This is a genomic window from Leisingera thetidis, assembly GCF_025857195.1.
In the GTDB taxonomy this organism is placed as follows: Bacteria; Pseudomonadota; Alphaproteobacteria; order Rhodobacterales; family Rhodobacteraceae; genus Leisingera; species Leisingera thetidis.
The window spans coordinates 2,229,621-2,246,949 of record NZ_CP109787.1 but is presented as its reverse complement, the minus strand read 5'-3'; the positions used below and the strand labels follow the sequence as shown (position 1 = coordinate 2,246,949).

Sequence of the window (17,329 nt, the reverse complement as noted above, 5' to 3'; positions counted from 1 at the left end):
CGTGCGCGGGAGCTATGCGCGGAAGCAGTCCTGGGTTAGAAATTCAGCATGTGCGGTCGATTTGCCATAACCCTGCCTGCAGATGCAATGGCGCAGCTGTTTGCAGCCCAGCCTGCAAACACCCTGCCGTCAGTGCCCAATTACAATGTTTGCCCGGCCACTGCCGTGCATGCGGTCCAGGCCGGCGGAACCGGGCGGCAATTGTCGGCCATGCGCTGGGGGTTCCTGCCGCATTGGTACAAAAGCAAAACCGCCGGGCCGCTGCTGATCAATGCGCGGGCGGAGACGATTGCGGAAAAGCCTGCCTTTGCCAAAGCCTGCCGCGACCGGCGCTGCCTGATCCCGGCCAGCGGTTTCTATGAATGGACCAAGGCGGAGGATGGCGCCCGGCTGCCCTGGTACATCCGCCGCAGCGACGGCGCGCCGCTGGCCTTTGCCGCCGTCTGGCAAAGCTGGGGCAGCGCGGACCCGGTCAAGACCTGCGCCATCGTCACCACCGCCGCCAATCAGGGGCTGTCGGCGATCCACCACCGGATGCCGCTGATCCTGGAACCGGAGGATTGGGGCAAATGGCTGGGCGAGGACGGGCATGGCGCCGCCAGGCTGATGCAGCCGGGGGCGGAGGGCCTGCTGGACTTCCACCGGGTGGATCCGGCGGTGAACTCCAACCGGGCTGAGGGGCCGGAACTGATCGAACCCTTCGGGGAAGAGGATATCCCGCGCGGTCGGCTGATCTGACGTTATTCGGCAGCGTGGCGGCCGGGCAGGTCGCGCTGCGGCGCCCGGCTGAGGTCGTTGGCGGCCAGGGTTGCCTTTTGCAGCAGTGCCACGAAGGTTTCCTGCTCCGCTTCCGTAAGGCCGGTCAGAATGCCGGGCTGCGAGGCGCGGACGATGGGCAGGATCCGGTCCAGAAGCACAGTGCCGCCGCGGGTCAGGCTGACCTCGCGGGCGCGGCGGTCGGCCTGGGACACGCGGCGTTCCACCAGCCCCTTGTCCACCAGCCGGTCCACCACCTTGCCCAATGTGGCGCGGTCATAGGCGATGAGGCCCGCGACTGAGGCCTGGTCGATCCCCGGATGGCGGTGGATGGCGGCCATGGCGGCAAACTGCACCGGCGTCAGGTCAATGCCCTCGGCCGCCATGCGGTCCATGAACTGGGCAACGGAGATCTGGTGCAGCCGCCGGATCAGGTGGCCGGGCAGGGTGTGGATGTCCAAAGGGTCGGTGGTCATGGCCGTCTGGTCCTTGGCGGTCTGGAGCGGCGGGGCATTCAGGGCCGCGCCGGTCTGTTTGCATTGATTGCCATAACGCCCCGTGCGCATTCCGCGCAAGACTTATCGCAGCAGCTGCGGCAATTGCGGCTTTTCCTTGCCCCGGGCGCACGGTAGAGCAGAGGGATGGCGCTGACATTTACATCCCTGCAAGAGTTCCATGCCCACGGGTTCGACACCGTGATCGACGTGCGCAGCCCGGCGGAATACGCCGAGGACCACGTGCCCGGGGCGATCAGCCTGCCGGTCCTGGACAACGAGGAGCGCGCGCAGGTCGGCACCATCTATGTGCAGGACAGCCCGTTCAAGGCGCGCAAGCTGGGGGCGGCGCTGGTGTTCCGCAATGCCGCCAACCACATCGAGCAGCATCTGAGCCACCATGAAGGCGGCTGGAAGCCCTTGGTCTATTGCTGGCGCGGCGGCCAGCGGTCGGGGTCGTTCACCTGGATGCTTCAGCAGATCGGCTGGCGCGCCGAAGTCGTGGAGGGCGGCTACCAAAGCTACCGCCGCCTGGTGCACAAGGCGATGTATGAGACCGCCCTGCCGCACCGGCTGGTGGCGCTGGACGGCTATACCGGCTCGGCCAAGACCGAGGTGCTGCAACGCGCAGGCGCCCTGGGCGTGCAGGTGCTGGATCTGGAAGGGCTGGCCAATCACCGCGGCTCGCTGCTGGGGGATATGGCCACGCCGCAGCCGTCGCAGAAAGGGTTCGAGTCCGCCGTGGCGGGGGCGCTGATGCGGCTGGATCCGGCCCGTGCGGTGCTGGTGGAGGCGGAGTCGAACAAGATCGGCCAGCGGATCATCCCGCCTGCGGTCTGGGACGCGATGAAGCAGGCGCCCCGGATTGAGCTGCAGGTGCCGGCAGCGGCCCGCTGCCGTTATCTGGTGCAGGCCTATGACGACATCCTGTCGGATGCGGACCGGTTGCGCGAGAAGCTAGGACCCTTGCGCGCCCACCGCTCCGGCGCGGTGGTGGACGGCTGGTTCGCCCGGATCGCCGAAGGCGACAAGGCCGGGCTGACCGAAGCGCTGATGGCAGAACACTATGATCCCGCCTACCGCAAATCCCGCGCCGCGATCGGGGCGGAGGTCATTGCCGCAGTAGAGGCCGAGGCGCTGGACGGGACAGGTCTGGATGCTGCGGCAGCACAAATTGCAGAGATCATGGCCGTCCGCTAAGCCGGCAACACAGAGGCTCCCGCCCGTCGCCAGTGCATCACAGATGCACCGCTTCCGTTGGGCGTGGCGCTGCGCTGGCGCGCAGCGCGCCTCCGGCGGAGCGGGGCCCGTCCAGGAAACCGCCCGGGACCCAGCAAGAAGCAGTGTCTTCGGCTTCTTGCTGGGTGAAAATACTCCGGGGTGAATTGGCCGAAGGCCAAGAGGGGCTGGCCCCTGTCCGCCAGGCCGGCCTAGGTGCTGAGGACAATGGTATCCGGGCTGGATGTGAACCGGCCAATGATGGCAGCCGGGAAGCCCTTTGAGCGGAGCTGGTCCAGCAGCGTGCCGGCCGCCGCCGCCGGGACCGCCGCCAGCAGCCCGCCTGCGGTTTGCGGATCGAACAGCAGCTCCTGCCAGCCGGAGGTCTTCAGCTCCGGCGCCGCGGCCTGGTTGGCGGGGAACAGCGAGGAGCGGATGCCGCGCTCCGCCAGTTCGGCGGCACCTTGCATCAGCGGCACCTGGCCGGTGAAGATTTCGGCGCCGGCACCCGAAGCCCCGCAAAGGCCGAGGAGGTGCCCGATCAGGCCAAATCCGGTGACGTCGGTCATCGCATGGGCGTCCTGCAGGATGCGGGCGGCGGCGCCTTGCGGCTGGCTCATCTGCGCGAGGGCGGCCGCCACCCAGTCTCCCTTGGCCTCGCCGGCCATTTCAGCCGCCATCAGCACGCCGGAGCCGATCGGCTTGGTCAGGATCAGCGCATCGCCGGGCCTGGCGCCTGCCAGAGTGATGGCGGGGCGCGGGCAGAGGCCGGTGACGGTGAAGCCCACGGTCAGCTCATCCCCCAGCGAGGTGTGGCCGCCCACGATGGCAGCGCCGGCCGCCTGCATGACCTCCGCGGCGGCGGCCATGATTTCCTGCAGCGTGCGGGCCTGCAGCTCCGGTGTCATGCGCGGCAGGATCAGGTTGGCGGTGGCGGCCTGCGGCTCGGCGCCCATCGCCCAGATGTCCCCCAGCGCGTGCACCGCGGCGATGCGGGCCATCATCACCGGGTCGTTGCAGAAGGCGCGCAGGTGGTCGGTCGAGATCACCTGGCGCGCGCCGCCGGTGGTCAGCAGCGCGGCATCGTCGCCCGGCAGCGGGGTGATGTCCGGGCGGGTCGCGCCGTTCAGCCCCGCCAGCGCCGGCAGCAGCGCGCCGCGGCCGACCTTGGCACCGCAGCCGCCGCACATGGGTTTGTCTCCCAGCGCCTCGTCCATGCCCAGCGTGTGTTCGGCGGGCAGCACCGGCGCCTCCATCGCGGGCAGATCGCGGAACTTGTCCATGAAGGCCTGGTCGATGCGGTCCTTCCAGGTCCACATCAGCGGACCCGAAAGGGTGGTGCCGAAGCGTTCGCCGAGTGCCTCGCGGGCGCCCATCGAGATCAGCTTGAGATAATCCTTCTGGGGCCGGTAGCCGCGCATCGGGTCGCCGGTCAGCAGGGCGCGCAGATTGTGCCACAGCACCGGCGCCTGGCGCACCGCGTAGACCCCGGCCTTGGGGCGCGGCGCAAACGCCATATGGGCGCAGTCGCCGGAGGCAAAGACGTTGGCGGCGGAGCTTTGCAGGGTCTCGCCGATGCTGATGAAGCCGTCCTGCAGCGCCAGCCCGCTGTCCGCGAGCCAGCCGTAGGGCCGCGCTCCGGCGGCGCCGGTGGTGAAGTCGGACAGGATCTCGCGGCCGTCCTTCAGCACGATGTAGCTGTCCTCTATCCGCTCGATGCCGGTGTTTTCCTCCAGCCGCACGCCTTGTCCCACCAGCGCGCGGCGCAGGGTGGCGCGGGCCTTGGGGCTGATGGCACGCAGGGCCTGGTCGCTGTCGATCAGCGTCGCCTGGGCCAGCCGCCCGCGGGATTTCAGCGCGTGGGCCATGGCGAGGATCAGTTCCACGCCGGCCACGCCGCCGCCGATCACCGCCACATGGGCGGGGCTGCCGCCCTCGCGGAAGGCGGCCCAGCGGGCGGCAAAGCGGCCCAGCGGCTTGGCCGGGATGCCGTGCTGTGCAAATCCGGGCAGGTCCGGCATCGCCGAGGTGACGCCGATATCGATTGAGGCCGCGTCATAGGCAACCGGCGGGCGGCCGGGCACATACACCTGCTGCGCCGCGGTGTCGATATGCTCTGCGCTGCCCAGGATCACCCGGGCGCCGGCAAAGCGGGCGAGGCGCACCAGGTCTATGTCGAGGTCTTCGCGGGCATAGTGGCCGGCCACGAAGCCCGGCAGCATCCCGGAATAGGGGGCGGAGGGGCCGGGGTTGATCAGGGTCAGCCGGGCGCCGGGCAGCGGCCGCATGCCCCATTTGCGCAGCACCAGCGCGTGGGTGTGGCCGCCGCCGATCAGCACCAGATCCCGGGTCAGCGGCAATCGCGGGGTGTCCATGTGATCTCCTGCCTGTGCTGCGGGCCGCTGCGGCGGCGGTTACTGGGCCGCGCCGGTGCGGTTTGCGTTTCGCTGTTCCTCGTCCTGCGGCGTGTCATGGGTGGCCCAATGGTCATCCTCGCCCGCCGGGGGCATGGTGTCGCGGCTTTCCTGCCGGTGGATATGCACCTTGGCAATGAAATTCGCGGTGATCGGCGCGGTCAGGAACAGGAACAGGGTGATCAGCAACTCGTGCACCGAGAAGTAGTCCTCGAAGGCGGCCGCGTGCAGCATCGAGGCCAGCAGCACCCCGCCGACGCCGAGGGTGGTGGCCTTGGTCGGCGCGTGCAGCCGCGACATCGGGTCGTTCAGCTTGATCAGCCCGAAGGAGCCGACGATGCCGAATATGCCGCCGATCACCAGGAAGGCCGCGACAAGGAATTCAAACAGGCTTGCCATCTTGCTTCCTCACTCGATGATGTTGCCGCGCAGGATGAAGCGCGCGTAGGCCACGGTGGAGACAAAGCCGAGCATAGCGATGATCATCGCCGCCTCGAAGAAGATTTCGGAGCCGAGCGCGAGGCCATAGAGCACCATCAGCGCGATGGCGTTGATGAACATGGTGTCGAGCGCCAGGATGCGGTCGGCCACCAGCGGTGCGGTGACGACCTTCCACAGGTTCATCAGCACCGCGATGGCGAAACAGGCAAAGGCAAAGGCGGCAGCACTTGCAATCATTCGAAGATCTCCATCAGCCGGCGCTCGTAGCGCTGTTTGATCTCGTCGCGCACCGCGTCCGGGTTGGGCGCGTCCAGGCAGTGCACCAGCAGCGCGTGGCCCTCGTCCGAGACATCTGCGGACAGGGTGCCGGGGGTCATGGTGATGGTGCCGGCCAGGGCGGTGATCGCCTCTGGCGTTTTCAGATCCAGCGGGATGGTGATCCAGTTGGGGCGGCGCTCGGCGTTGGGTTTGAACAGCACGATGCGGGCGACGATGATGTTGGCCTGGATAATGTCGGCCAGTACCACAAGGATGTATTCGGCCACTTTCAGCGGGCGGCTCAGCCGCGGCCGGTTGGGCCAGTAGGGCTGGGTCACAAAGGGGATCAGGACCCCCAGCACGAAGCCGAACACCAGGGAGTTCAGCGACCAGCGGTTGACCAGCAGCAGCCAGGTCAGGGTCAGCAGAAGCGTGAGCAGGGGGTGCGGGAACAGCCGCCGGATCAGTTTCATTCTGCCTCCTTCCCGAGCACGGTTTCAATATAGGCCGCGGGCGCGAACAGCTGCGCCGCGGTGGCCTCGGCGTAGCGGGTGGCGGGCCCCGCAAAGACGGTGAGCCCGACCAGCCCTGCCAGCAGGCTGAAACAGGCCGCAAAGGGCAGCGATGCGGGTCTGGCCGGGGGCTGCTCCAGCGGCGGCTCTTCGCTGGTGTCCAGGTTTTCGAGCGGCAGGCCGTGGCCTTTCCAGAACAGCAGCGAGCCTGCGCGCGCCATGCCGATGATGGTGATCAGCGAGCCGGAGAGGATCACCGCCCAGATCCAGGCGGCCAGCCCGGTGCCGCGGGTGGCGTCCAGCACCAGGAGCTTGCCCAGGAACCCCGACAAGGGCGGCATCCCGGCCAGCGCGATGGCAGCGGCAAAGAACAGCGCCGAGATCAGCCCGGTCTGCGGCATCGGCAGCTGCGGCAGGATCCACGGGCCCTGGCGCTCGATCACCAGGTCGGCGACCAGGAACAGGAGCGCCGCCGCCAGGGTGGAATGCACCAGGTAGTAGAGCGCTGCGGCAGTGGCGGTCTGGGTGAACAGCGAAATGGCGATCAGCAGCGTGCCCATCGAGGTGACGACGCCGAAGGCCGCCAGCCGGCCGAGTTTTTTCGAGCCCAGCACGCCGATGGCGCCGGCCGCCAGGGTCAGCAGCGCCGCGGGCAGCAGCCAGCTTTCGGTGAGGCCCGCGGTGGCGGCGACCTCGGGGCCGAACACCAGCGTGTACATGCGCAGGATTGCATAGGCGCCGACCTTGGTCATGATGGCAAACAGCGCCGCCACCGGCATCGGCGCATTGGCATAGGCCGAGGGCAGCCAGAAATGCAGGGGCAGCAGGGCGGCCTTGATGGCAAAGACCAGCAGCAGCATCACCGCGCCGGCCCGCAGCAGCGCGGTGTCTTCGGCGGGCAGCTGCGCGACCTTGACCGCGAGGTCGGCCATGTTGAGCGTGCCGGTCACCGAATAGAGCGTGCCGAGCGCAAACAGGAACAGGGTGGAGCCGAGGAGGTTGAACACCACATACTGCACGCCCGCCTGGAACCGGCGGGTGCCGCCGGAATGGATCATCAGCCCGTAGGAGGCGATCAGCAGCACCTCGAAGAACACGAACAGGTTGAAGGCGTCGCCGGTCAGGAAGGCACCCATGATGCCCATCAGCTGGAACTGGAACAGCGCGTGGAAGTTGCTGCCGCGGGTGTCCCAGCCCGATCCGATGGCATAAAGCACCACCGGCAGCGCCAGGACTGAGGTCAGCACCAGCATCATCGCCGACAGCCGGTCCGCCACCAGCACGATGCCGAAGGGCGCAGGCCAGTTGCCGAGCTCGTAGACATAAACTGTGCCGTCCGCGGCATGCGCGGCCAGGGTCAGCGCAATACCGGCCAGAAGCACGGTGCTGGCAACCGAAAAGATCCGCTGCAGGTCGAGGTGATGGCGCAGAACCATGATGATGAAGGGGGCAACAAGGGCCGGCAGAACCACCGGCGCGATCAGCAGGTGGTTCATGCGTCCTCTCCTGCGCCTTCGGCCTCTGCGGGCATGGCGGTGCGGTCATCGCGCGAGGACAGATAGGCCCCCAGCGCGATCATCACCACCACCGCGGTCATGCCGAAGGAAATCACGATGGCGGTCAGCACCAGCGCCTGCGGCAGCGGGTCGGTATAGACGGCCTCCTCATACTTGTTGAGGATCGGCGGCGCCGCGGTGGCCAGCCGCCCGGTGGCGAACAGGAAGACGTTGACCGCATAGGTCAGCAGCGACAGCCCCAGGATCACCGGGAAGCTGCGGCGGCGCAGGATCAGGTAGATGCCGGCCGCTGTCAGGATGCCCACGGCGGAGGCGACGAGAAGTTCCATTGTTATCCCTCCGTCCCGGTCTTGGCCGCTTCGTCGCGTGCCGGGTTGATGTCCATTGCGTGCTCCGAGCTCATCCCCGGCTGCCAGGCAAAGCGCGACAGGCTTTCCAGCGCCAGCAGCACCGCGCCGACCACCGCCAGGAAAACGCCGAGATCGAACAGCGCCGCGGTGGCCCATTCGAACTCTTCCAGCGGCGCCCAGTGGATGTAGCCGAAGGCGCTGGTCAGGAACGGCATGCCGCTGAACCAGGAGCCGATGCCGGTGGCGGCGGCGATCAGCACGCCGGAACCGATGAAGGCGTGATAGGGGTAGCGCTGCCGCTCGGTGGCCCAGGCAAAGCCCGAGGCCATGTACTGCATGATGATGGCGATCGCGGCGACCAGGCCGGCGATGAAGCCGCCGCCGGGCAGGTTGTGGCCGCGGAAGAAGATATAGGCCGCCACCATCAGCGCCAGCGGCATCATCACCCGGGTCGCCACCACCATCATCAGCGGATGCGCGTCCCCCGCCTGCGGCAGATCCGGCGTGCGGTTCAGCAGATAGGCGCGGACCTTGGAGCCCAGCACGGCCTCGGTCAGGGCAAAGATCACCATCGCGGCGATGCCCAGAACGATGATCTCGCCAAAGGTGTCATAGCCGCGGAAGTCGACCAGGATCACGTTCACCACATTGGTGCCGCCGCCGCCCTTGTAGGAATTGGCCAGGTGGAAACCCGAGATCGACGGGAAGGCGAAATCGCGCATCAGCAGGGCATAGATCAGCCCGCCCGCCCCCAGGCCCGCCACAACCGAGATGGCGCCATCGCGCAGGCGGGTCAGCACCGGGGTCTCGACCGGGGTTTCCTTGGGCATGAAGTTGAGCGCCAGCAGCAGCAGAATGATGGTGACCACCTCGACCGAGATCTGGGTCATCGCGAGGTCCGGCGCCGACAGGTAATTGAACGACAGCGAGACCACCAGCCCGACCACGCCGATCAGCACCAGCGACAGCAGCCGGTTGCGGTGCACGGCAACGATGAACAGCGTGGCCGCCACCAGCGCAAACCAGCCGACAATCGGCAGAAGGCCCGGCGCTTGCAGCGTGCGGGTCGCGGCGCCCAGCGTGCCGCCCTGGTAGGCAAGATAGGCGATGGCAACGGTGAAGGTGACCATCACCGCCGCATACCGGGTCAGAACCCCGTTGTGCAGCCCCTCGGTCGCCATCTGGCTGAACCGGGTGAAGGCGCCGATCAGGGCGTCAAAGATGGTCTTGGCCTCGGGGCGGGGCAGGGCGTTCCAGATCCGCTGCAGCGGCCGGAGCAGGAGCAGCAGAACGGCGCCGCCGGCAACCGCGAAGACCGACATATAGAGCGCGGGGGTCAGCCCGTGCCAGAGCTTGAGCGAGTAATAGGGCAGTTCCCCGCCGCCGATCACCGCACTGGCTGCGGTGGCCACCAAGGGGCCGGCAATCTTGGCCGAGGCGAGGCCGATCAGCACCACCAGCGCCACCAGGAAGGCGGGACCGATCCACATGCCGGTATTCGGGTCATGCGGGTGTCCGGGGTAGTCGTCGCGCTTGGGGCCGAGGAACACATGGGCGATGAACCGGAAGGAATAGGCCGCCGAGAACAGCGCCGCCACTGTGGCCAGCGCGGGCACCGCCAGGTGCGAGCCGTTCCAGAGGGTGTGCGCGGCCTCTTCCAGCATCATTTCCTTGGACAAAAAGCCGTTCAGCGGCGCGATGCCGGCCATCGACAGCGCGGCAACGGTGCCGATGGCAAAGGTGACCGGCATCAGGCGGCGCAATCCGCCCAGCCGCTTGATGTCGCGGGTGCCGGCCTCGTGGTCGACGATGCCCGCGGTCATGAACAGCGCCGCCTTGAAGGTGGCGTGGTTGATGATGTGGAAGACGGCGGCCACCGCAGCGATCTTGGTGCCGAAACCGAGGAGCATGGTGATCAGGCCGAGGTGGCTGACGGTGGAGAACGCCAGAAGCGCCTTGAGGTCGTCCTTGAACAGCGCGATCACCGCGCCGATGAGCATAGTCACGAGGCCGGTGGTGGCAACGATATAGAACCACTCGGGCGTGCCTGCGAGCACCGGCCACAGGCGGGCCATCAGGAACAGCCCGGCCTTCACCATGGTGGCGGAGTGCAGGTAGGCCGAGACCGGCGTCGGCGCGGCCATCGCGTGCGGCAGCCAGAAATGGAACGGGAACTGCGCCGATTTGGTGAAGGCGCCGATCAGGATCAGGATCAGCGCCGGCAGGTACAGGTGCGACGCCTGGATCGCCTCCTTGTTCTGAAGGATCACGCTGAGGTCATAGGAGCCCGCAATATGGCCCAGGATCAGCATCCCCGCGATCATCGCCAGCCCGCCGGAACCGGTCACTGCCAGTGCCATCCGCGCGCCCTGGCGGCCTTCGGGCAGGTGCTTCCAATAGCCGATCAGCAGGAAGGAACTGAGCGAGGTCAGCTCCCAGAACACCAGCAGAAGCAGGATGTTGTCGGACAAAACGATGCCGACCATCGCGCCCTGGAACAGCAGCAGATAGCTGTAGAACTGGCCCATCGGGTCTTCGCGCGACAGGTAGAAGCGGGCGTAAAGGATGATCAGCAGGCCGATGCCAAGGATCATTGCCGCAAACAGGAACCCCAGCCCGTCGAGAAAGAAATTGGCGTTGAGGCCAAGGCCGGGCAGCCAATCCACCGCGGCATGGACGGTCTCGCCGCGGAACACCGCGGGGATGTGCAGCATCAGCCCGGTGAAGGCGAGGAATGTGGTCAGCCCGGCTGCCGAAGCCGCGGCATTGCGGCCCGCGCGGATCAACAGCGCGGGGAAGACGGCTCCGAGAAAGGGCAGGGCCGCAATCAGGAATAGGGACACGTGCAGGTCTCCTGTCGGGTTGGCGCGTCGATTTTTGTTCAGTGCTAAGCAATTTTTCTGCCCAGAACCACCCCCGCCGCCCCGGTTGCGGCAAGAATGCCGCAGGCCGGAGCGGGGGGGTACGCTTGTTACGGGCATAATTGGGCAGCGGGCGCCCAATAACAAGAACTTGACCAGCGGAAACCGGCTGTTTCTGGTGATTGGCGGCAGCCAAGCTGCTAGATCTGTGGGCAAGCCCCGGTCGCGGGGTGCAAAGCGGAGTCGCGGAGACAGGATGCCCGGAGCACAGGCAGAACACCCACGGATCACGCGGCGGCGGATGCTGCTGGCGGGCGCGGCGGCTGCCGGCGGATTTGGCTACTGGTGGCAGCGCAGGCAGCCGCCCGGTCACGATCAGCCGCGGCTTACGGCGGCAGAGGCCTTTGCGGCGGCCCGGGAAGGCGGCATTGTCCTGGTGGACATCCGCACGCCGCAGGAATGGCGCGCATCAGGGGTGCCGGTGGGCAGCCATCAGATCGATATGCGCCGGGAGGACTTTGTTGCCGCACTGCAGGCCGTTGCCGGGCCGGACCGTTCGGTGCCGGTGGCGCTGATCTGCGCCCGCGGGGTGCGCTCGGCGCGGCTGACCCGGGCGCTGGCGGATGCGGGGTTCGTCAATGTGATCGACGTGCCCGAAGGCATGCTGGGCTCCGCCGCGGGCCCGGGCTGGATTGCGGGCAACCTGCCGGTGGCCCGATGGGAGGGATGATGGCGGGGCTGAAAACGGGTGCCGCCCTGGTGGTGCTGGCGGCGGTCTTGGGCAGCGGTGCCGCGGCGGGCTGCGCAGCGGCGCCGGAGGCCTGCGAGGTGGAAGAAGGCCGCTATCACATTGTCTTGCCTCAGGACCGTGGCGCGCCTGCTCCGGTGGTGATGTTCCTGCATGGCTATGGCGGCAGCGGCGCGCAGGTGCTGCGGAACACAGGCTTGGCTGAGGGGCTGACGGAGCGCGGCTATGCGGTGATTGCGCCCGAGGGCCGCAAGCGCAACGGCGCCGGGCCGCAGAGCTGGGGCTTCGGCCCCTTCGAGGAGGGCCGCGACGACGGCGCGTTCTTCGCCTCGGTGCTGGCGGATGCCTCGGACCGGTTCGGCACGTCCCGGGCGCAGACTGTTCTGGCCGGTTTCTCGGCCGGCGCCTTCATGGTGCACTACCTGGCCTGCCGCGATCCCGGGGCGTTTGCGGCTTATGCGCCGGTGTCAGGCGCGTTCTGGCGGCCGCAGCCGGAGACCTGCAAGGGACCGGTGCGGCTGTTGCAGGTGCATGGCTGGCGCGACGAGGTGGTGCCGCTGGAGGGCCGGATCCTGGGCGGCGGCCGCTGGGAGCAGGGCGATGTTTTTGCCGGGCTGGAGCTCTGGCGCGAGGCCAATGGCTGCGGCTCGCATGCGCCGGCCAAGGCTTGGGGCGGGGATGGCCTGCTGCATCGCCGCTGGCTGTGCGGTCCGGGCGCAGAGGTCGAACTGGTGCTGTTCGACGGCGGCCATGCGGTGCCCAAGGGCTGGGCCGGCTGGCTGGCGGACTGGTTCGAGGATGAACCGGCTGTGCGCTGACCGTCCGCAGGCCGCCGGGCATTGGGGGGAGGCGTCCGGCGGCGGCGCGGTGCTCCCGCCCCTTTGACCGTAAATCACAGATTTCCGCCAAAGCGTTGGGCCGGGCAGCGCGCCCGGAGGGCGCGCTGCCGCGGTTCTATGCAGGCAGTATAGTTTTTGGGGGCATGCCTTGGCGGTTTTGTGCAACCGCGCCGCGCGGCAGCGCGGCGCCGGGCCCAAGGCCGCCAGGGACGGTCCGGCGCAGCCGGGGCGTCCTGCGGGCGCGGGAGTGTTCCGCTTTACTCTGCCGGGGTGCCGCGGGCGGTGCTGCCGTCCAGCAGGGCTTTCAGATCGGCCCGCGCAACACGGGCGGCGCGGGTGATCTGGGGCTCGGTGAACTCCTCGCGGGTGGCCATCCAGTTGCGGATGCGGTTCACCGTCTTGACGCCGGACAGCGCCGACAGCGGCACCGCCAGCACCAGCGACAGCGCAATCGGCGCCAGCCACAGCGACACGGTGCCCGAGAGGATCCCGGCCCAGAGTGCGATGCCGCTGACGGTTTCCAGCGCGTGGCAGGCGATCAGCGTGCGCAAGGAATAGCTGCCGCCGTCGCGCGCCTGCGGCGCCCAGCCGCGCTGCAGGCCAAGTGCTGTGCGGAACACCGCGATCATCTGCTGCACCATCAGGATCGGCGCATAGAGAATGGCCAGCACCACTTCGGAAACGAAGGACAGCGCGAAATGCACCGGGCCGCCGTATTCCGAAAAGCGGCTGCCGGTCAGCGGCAGCGCTGCTGCTGCCAGCATCTTGGGCGCCAGCAGCATTGCGTAGATCAAGAGGATGACCAGCACATGCTTGGGCTCGGACATGTCCGGCCAGCTGGGGCGGAACGGGTTGGCCTCGCTGAAGTAGCTGATCACCGAGGCTTCCTCGCTGCGGCCGATGATGGCCCAGAGCACCAGCAGCGCAAACCACACCGGTGCCATCAGATAGCCGATCGCACCGGCAAACAGGTGAAAGCGCGAGATCGCGCGGAAGCCCTTGGCATGCAGCAGGTTGAGGTGCTGCAGGTTGCCCTGGCACCAGCGCCGGTCGCGCAGGATATGGTCGATCAGGGTGGCAGGCGTTTCCTCGTAGGAGCCGCGGATGCGGGGCAGGAAGCGCACCGACCAGCCGGCCCGGCGCAGCAGGCCCGCCTCGACGAAATCATGGCTCATGATCAGCTTGCCGCCGCCGCCGAAGCGCGAGCGCAAGAGCGGCAGGCCGGCGCAGGCGGCAAAGGCGCGGGTGCGGATGATGGCGTTGTGGCCCCAGTAGTTGCCCTCGTGGCCGGCCCAGCGGGCCAGCCCCTCGGCCAGGGCGAGGCCATAGACGCCGTTGGCGAACTGCTGCATGCGGCCAAAGACCGACTGGGCGCCGATCAGCTGCGGGTAGCTCTGGATCAGCCCGGCGCTTGGATCGCGCGCCAGCGCATCGGCCAGCCGCGCAATGGCGCGGCCGGTCATCAGGCTGTCGGCATCCAGCACCAGCATCGCCTCGTAATCCGCGCCCCAGCGGCGCACCCAGTCGGAGATGTTGCCGACCTTGCGGCCCTCATTGTCGGCGCGGCGGCGGTAGTAGAGCTCTGTGCCCTGCGGCAGCATCGTGCGCAGCGCCTCGACGCTGGCGCGCTCCTGTTCGGCAATCGCATCGTCGCGGGTGTCCGACAGGATGAACATCGCGTATTCGTGCTGGCCGCCGCGGCCGTGCAGCTCCTGCAGCATGGTCTGGGCGTTGCCCAGGACATACCAGGGCACCTCGTTGTAGACCGGCATCAGCAGCGCCACCTTCATCGGCCGCGCCGGGCCGCGGGCCAGGGTCCGTTCCCGCCGCGACAGGCCGTAGAGGCCCAGGAGCACGGTGGAGACGGTGAAGGCGATCCAGAAGAAGTTGAAGGCGATCAGCGCCAGCAGGATCAGCTCCAGCACCGAAAACCCGTCAGCGGTGAACCAGCCCTGCATCACCCAGGTGAGCACGCCGGTTGCCGCCATCGCCGGCGAAAAGGCCAGCAGGCGCCACAGCGCCACCTGGCGGGGCGCCGCATCGCCGGGGGCGGCTGCGTCCCTGAAATCCTTGCTGAAGTCCTGCTCCGGCATCGCCAGCGGCTGCTCCGGGGGCATCAGGTCACATGTGTTCATGCGGTCCACCTGTAAAGCCAGACCTCGGAAGCGGCATTGCCGTCCTTCCTGAGCTGGGCGCGAAGTTCAACGTGATCCTGCTCGCCAGGATCGAAGTAGAAGGCAAGCCGCAGGCCGCCGGTTTCCGGGTTGCGCTGCAGCACGCCTTCGCTCGTCGCCACATGGGGAGAGTGGATGTGCACGTCAAGGGTCTCCGGCCCGCCGTCGAACAGCGGGTGGGCGTCGAAGTCGATGGTGACGATCCGGCCCGGCCCGCCGAAGATCCGCGCGCCCTCGGCGGTGTCGATCACCCGCGGCATTGGCAGCACCGGTTCCTCGCCCCAGGTGAGACGGTAGTTCAGGCTGACCTCCGAGCCGGCGGCATAGGGTTCGCGCGGGCGCCAGTAGGCAACGATGTTGTCGTAGATTTCCTTGTCGGCGGGGATTTCCACCAGGGTGACCGCGCCTTGGCCCCAGTCCTCCTTGGGTTCCACCCACAGGCAGGGGCGGCTGTGGTAGAAGGCTTCGAGGTCGTTGAAATCCGACAGCTTGCGCGCGCGCTGCATCAGGCCGAAGCCGCGGGGGTTTTCGTCGATGAAGGAGGACACCTGCAGCCGGGTGGGGTTGGCCAGCGGTCGCCACAGGGTTTCGCCGTTGCCATTGACCACCAGCAGGCCGTCGCTGTCATGCACCGCAGGGCGGAAATCATCAAAGCGGTGGCGGTTGGTGGCGTCGAACAGGAACATCGAGGTGAGCGGCGCAAGGCCCGCGTGGTTCAGCTCCTCGCGGGCAAACAGCGTGGCCTCGACGTCCATCACCGCGCTGCTGCCGGGGGTGACAGTGAACTTGTAGGCGCCGGTGACGGAGGGCGAGTCCATCAGCGCATGCACCACCATGTGGCGCTGGCCTGGGGCCGGGGCCTCCAGCCAGAATTCGATGAACTCGGGGAATTCCTCGCCCTCGGGGTCGGCGGTCTTCAGCGCCAGGCCGCGGGCCGACAGCCCGTAGGCGTTGCCGATGCCGATGGCGCGGAAGTAGCTGGCGCCCTGGAAGACGCAGAATTCGGTCTTCTTGGTGGGGTCGTTCAGGTCGGTGCGCAGGCGCAGGCCGGAATAGCCGAGGTCGCCTTCGGACGTCAGATCCGGCGCCTTGCCGTTCTGGTCGAACAGCGACAGATCGAAGGGCACGCGCTCGGCCATGCCGCCCGTCACCGTGTTCACCTGGATGGCGCGCGGGAAGTAGAGGCCGGGCAGGAAGAAATCGACGTTGTAGCTGCGGTCCGTCTTGGACCACAGCGCATCAGAGGTGCGGAACCAGCGGGCCTTGTAGTCGTCGTAGGATTGGTCCAGCCAGTCCTGCGGCACCATCGGGCGCTCGGCAAAAGGTTTGGCGGCCAGGGCGCGGGCCTTGGCCACCACCGCATCGCGGCTGAAGGGTTCGGCTTCGCCGGCGGCCCCGGGCAGGGCAGACAGGGCGGTGCTGCCAAGCGCGGCAGCCAGGAAGGAACGGCGGGTCAAAGAGCTCATTTTTTGGCTCTCCAGGGCTGTGACTTGAACCAGGCAGCGCCGTAAGCGCAGCCAATGATTAGGAAAAAGCCAATCAGATTGGCGAATGCCGTGGTCATAACCGCGCGGTCGGTCTGGTCAAGCGCAAAGCCGATGAACCGGGCAAGCGCCATCGAGAAAACGAACACCGCAAGCGATTGCTGGCCGACTTTGGTGATCAGTTGCAGCAGCACCGCCCAGATGCGGGCGCCTGCAGACTGCCCGGAGGCGATCAGGCGCTTGCCGCCGGTCCCGGCCGCAACCCAGCCCAGGTAGGCGAGCGACAGGAAATGAGCATAGCGCAGCAGCCCGAAATCGGTCTTTTCGCGCCACTCGGCGGTGGTTTTCCAGGTCGGGCGTATGGTTTCGGCCAGGTCCATGTTCCAGGCTTCGACCCAGCCCAGAACCTTGCCGGAGCCGAAGGGGGCCGAGAAGATCAGGAATCCTGCGGCCAGAACAATCAGCGTCCTGGAGACCGGCGGCTTCGGCAGCCAGCCCTTCATGAAGGCAAAGCCGGTGAAGAACAAAAGCTGCCAGCCGAGCGGATTGAAGAACCATTCGCGGTCCGACCAGGGTTCAGCCGGGAAGGAGATGCCATTGGGGCCGAGGCCGATCATATAGGGGTTGGCGGTCAGCCAGATCAGCACAGAGACCGTTGCCACCGCCCACAGGCCGACCTTCTCCAGGCCCATCATCAGCGGCATCATCATCAGCACCACCAGGTACATCGGCAGGATGTCGAAATAGTTCGGCACATAGGTGAGGGTGAAGATGCCGACGATCTGCGGCATCGGATCCTTGAAGAAATGGCCAAGGTTCAGCGAGTTGACATAGCTTTTTTCAAAGCCGCCATGGAGATCGATCGCCGCCAGCGACATCGCCAGGAAGAAGAACAGGCCGATATGGGCCCAGAACACCTGCCAGCAGCGGAAGGCGACGCGGGCCGTGCCCAGCCACCACCCCTGGCGGGCAAAGGACCCGCCGAAGGCAATGGCCGACGCCATTCCGGAGCAGAAGACAAAGATCTCGGTTGCATCCGAGAACCCGAAGCGGGCCGGGATCCAGCCGGTCCAGCGGTTGCCCGGGATATGAGCCGCCAGGATGATGAACATGGCAATGCCGCGGTAAAAGTCGAGCCGCGGATCGCGCAGGCGCGGCTGGGCCGCGTCCGGCGGTGGGGCTGCGCGGTTGGCGGCACTTGGGTCTTTCTGAGGCCCGGGGAAGGGCGCAACGCTGGACATCTGTTGTCTTGGTCCTTGAGGT

The 17,329-nt window shown here is 67.5% G+C and carries 15 protein-coding genes; 4 read left to right on the top strand and 11 right to left on the bottom strand.

The window, feature by feature from the left end; genetic code table 11:
- The first annotated feature begins 48 nt into the window (after nt 1-48).
- Nucleotides 49-738 (top strand): SOS response-associated peptidase, encoded by a 690-nt coding sequence (locus OKQ63_RS10705; RefSeq protein ID WP_434086008.1) that lies wholly within the window; start codon nt 49-51, stop codon nt 736-738.
- A gap of 2 nt (nt 739-740) precedes the next feature.
- On the opposite strand, the gene OKQ63_RS10700 is transcribed toward OKQ63_RS10705, so the two are convergent.
- Nucleotides 741-1,232: a MarR family winged helix-turn-helix transcriptional regulator gene (locus OKQ63_RS10700; RefSeq protein WP_264210063.1), complete on the bottom strand. Its 492-nt coding sequence runs from the start codon at nt 1,230-1,232 to the stop codon at nt 741-743.
- A 165-nt stretch (nt 1,233-1,397) separates the two neighbouring features.
- Here OKQ63_RS10700 and mnmH point away from each other — a divergent pair, with 165 nt between their 5' ends.
- Nucleotides 1,398-2,450 carry a tRNA 2-selenouridine(34) synthase MnmH gene (mnmH, locus tag OKQ63_RS10695; RefSeq protein WP_264210062.1) on the top strand — a complete coding sequence of 351 codons (1,053 nt, stop codon included), beginning with the start codon at nt 1,398-1,400 and terminating at the stop codon, nt 2,448-2,450.
- A 230-nt stretch (nt 2,451-2,680) separates the two neighbouring features.
- Here the strand turns inward: mnmH and selD are convergent, their stop codons facing one another.
- From selD to OKQ63_RS10660, 7 genes are read right to left on the bottom strand one after another with little or no spacing between them, the layout of a single operon-like run.
- Nucleotides 2,681-4,843, bottom strand: a complete 2,163-nt coding sequence (gene selD, locus OKQ63_RS10690; protein ID WP_264210061.1) for a selenide, water dikinase SelD — start codon at nt 4,841-4,843, stop codon at nt 2,681-2,683.
- Nucleotides 4,844-4,882: 39 nt separating this feature from the next.
- Nucleotides 4,883-5,281: a Na+/H+ antiporter subunit G gene (locus OKQ63_RS10685; protein ID WP_264210060.1), complete on the bottom strand. Its 399-nt coding sequence runs from the start codon at nt 5,279-5,281 to the stop codon at nt 4,883-4,885.
- 9 nt (nt 5,282-5,290) lie between these two features.
- The gene (locus OKQ63_RS10680; protein WP_264210059.1) at nt 5,291-5,560 is read right to left on the bottom strand and encodes a K+/H+ antiporter subunit F; all 270 of its coding nucleotides are present in this window, start codon (nt 5,558-5,560) and stop codon (nt 5,291-5,293) included.
- Nucleotides 5,557-6,054, bottom strand: a complete 498-nt coding sequence (locus tag OKQ63_RS10675; RefSeq protein ID WP_264210058.1) for a Na+/H+ antiporter subunit E — start codon at nt 6,052-6,054, stop codon at nt 5,557-5,559. The genes OKQ63_RS10680 and OKQ63_RS10675 overlap by 4 nt, the downstream gene beginning before the upstream one ends.
- A complete protein-coding gene (locus tag OKQ63_RS10670) occupies nt 6,051-7,589 on the bottom strand; it encodes a monovalent cation/H+ antiporter subunit D (protein WP_264210057.1) in 1,539 nt (512 codons plus the stop codon). The genes OKQ63_RS10675 and OKQ63_RS10670 overlap by 4 nt, the downstream gene beginning before the upstream one ends.
- Nucleotides 7,586-7,939 carry a Na+/H+ antiporter subunit C gene (locus OKQ63_RS10665; protein ID WP_264210056.1) on the bottom strand — a complete coding sequence of 118 codons (354 nt, stop codon included), beginning with the start codon at nt 7,937-7,939 and terminating at the stop codon, nt 7,586-7,588. Before OKQ63_RS10665 ends, OKQ63_RS10670 begins: the two co-directional genes overlap by 4 nt.
- A 2-nt stretch (nt 7,940-7,941) precedes the next feature.
- Nucleotides 7,942-10,803: a monovalent cation/H+ antiporter subunit A gene (locus tag OKQ63_RS10660; protein ID WP_264210055.1), complete on the bottom strand. Its 2,862-nt coding sequence runs from the start codon at nt 10,801-10,803 to the stop codon at nt 7,942-7,944.
- Between the two features lie 274 nt (nt 10,804-11,077).
- On the opposite strand from OKQ63_RS10660, the gene OKQ63_RS10655 reads away from it, so the two are divergent.
- Both OKQ63_RS10655 and OKQ63_RS10650 read left to right on the top strand, forming a co-directional pair.
- Entirely contained in the window at nt 11,078-11,551 is a 474-nt protein-coding gene (locus OKQ63_RS10655; RefSeq protein ID WP_264210054.1) for a rhodanese-like domain-containing protein, read from the top strand.
- A complete protein-coding gene (locus tag OKQ63_RS10650; protein ID WP_264213906.1) occupies nt 11,548-12,387 on the top strand; it encodes a CE1 family esterase in 840 nt (279 codons plus the stop codon). The genes OKQ63_RS10655 and OKQ63_RS10650 overlap by 4 nt, the downstream gene beginning before the upstream one ends.
- A 278-nt stretch (nt 12,388-12,665) precedes the next feature.
- Here the strand turns inward: OKQ63_RS10650 and mdoH are convergent, their stop codons facing one another.
- From mdoH to OKQ63_RS10635, 3 genes are read right to left on the bottom strand one after another with little or no spacing between them, the layout of a single operon-like run.
- A complete protein-coding gene (gene mdoH / locus OKQ63_RS10645) occupies nt 12,666-14,543 on the bottom strand; it encodes a glucans biosynthesis glucosyltransferase MdoH (RefSeq protein ID WP_264210053.1) in 1,878 nt (625 codons plus the stop codon).
- Nucleotides 14,540-16,048, bottom strand: coding sequence for an OpgD/OpgG family glucan biosynthesis protein (locus tag OKQ63_RS10640; protein WP_264210052.1), 1,509 nt, complete (start codon nt 16,046-16,048; stop codon nt 14,540-14,542). The genes mdoH and OKQ63_RS10640 overlap by 4 nt, the downstream gene beginning before the upstream one ends.
- On the bottom strand, nt 16,045-17,307 hold the full coding sequence (locus OKQ63_RS10635; protein ID WP_264210051.1) for an OpgC family protein: 1,263 nt from the start codon (nt 17,305-17,307) through the stop codon (nt 16,045-16,047). The genes OKQ63_RS10640 and OKQ63_RS10635 overlap by 4 nt, the downstream gene beginning before the upstream one ends.
- Nucleotides 17,308-17,329 lie beyond the last annotated feature (22 nt).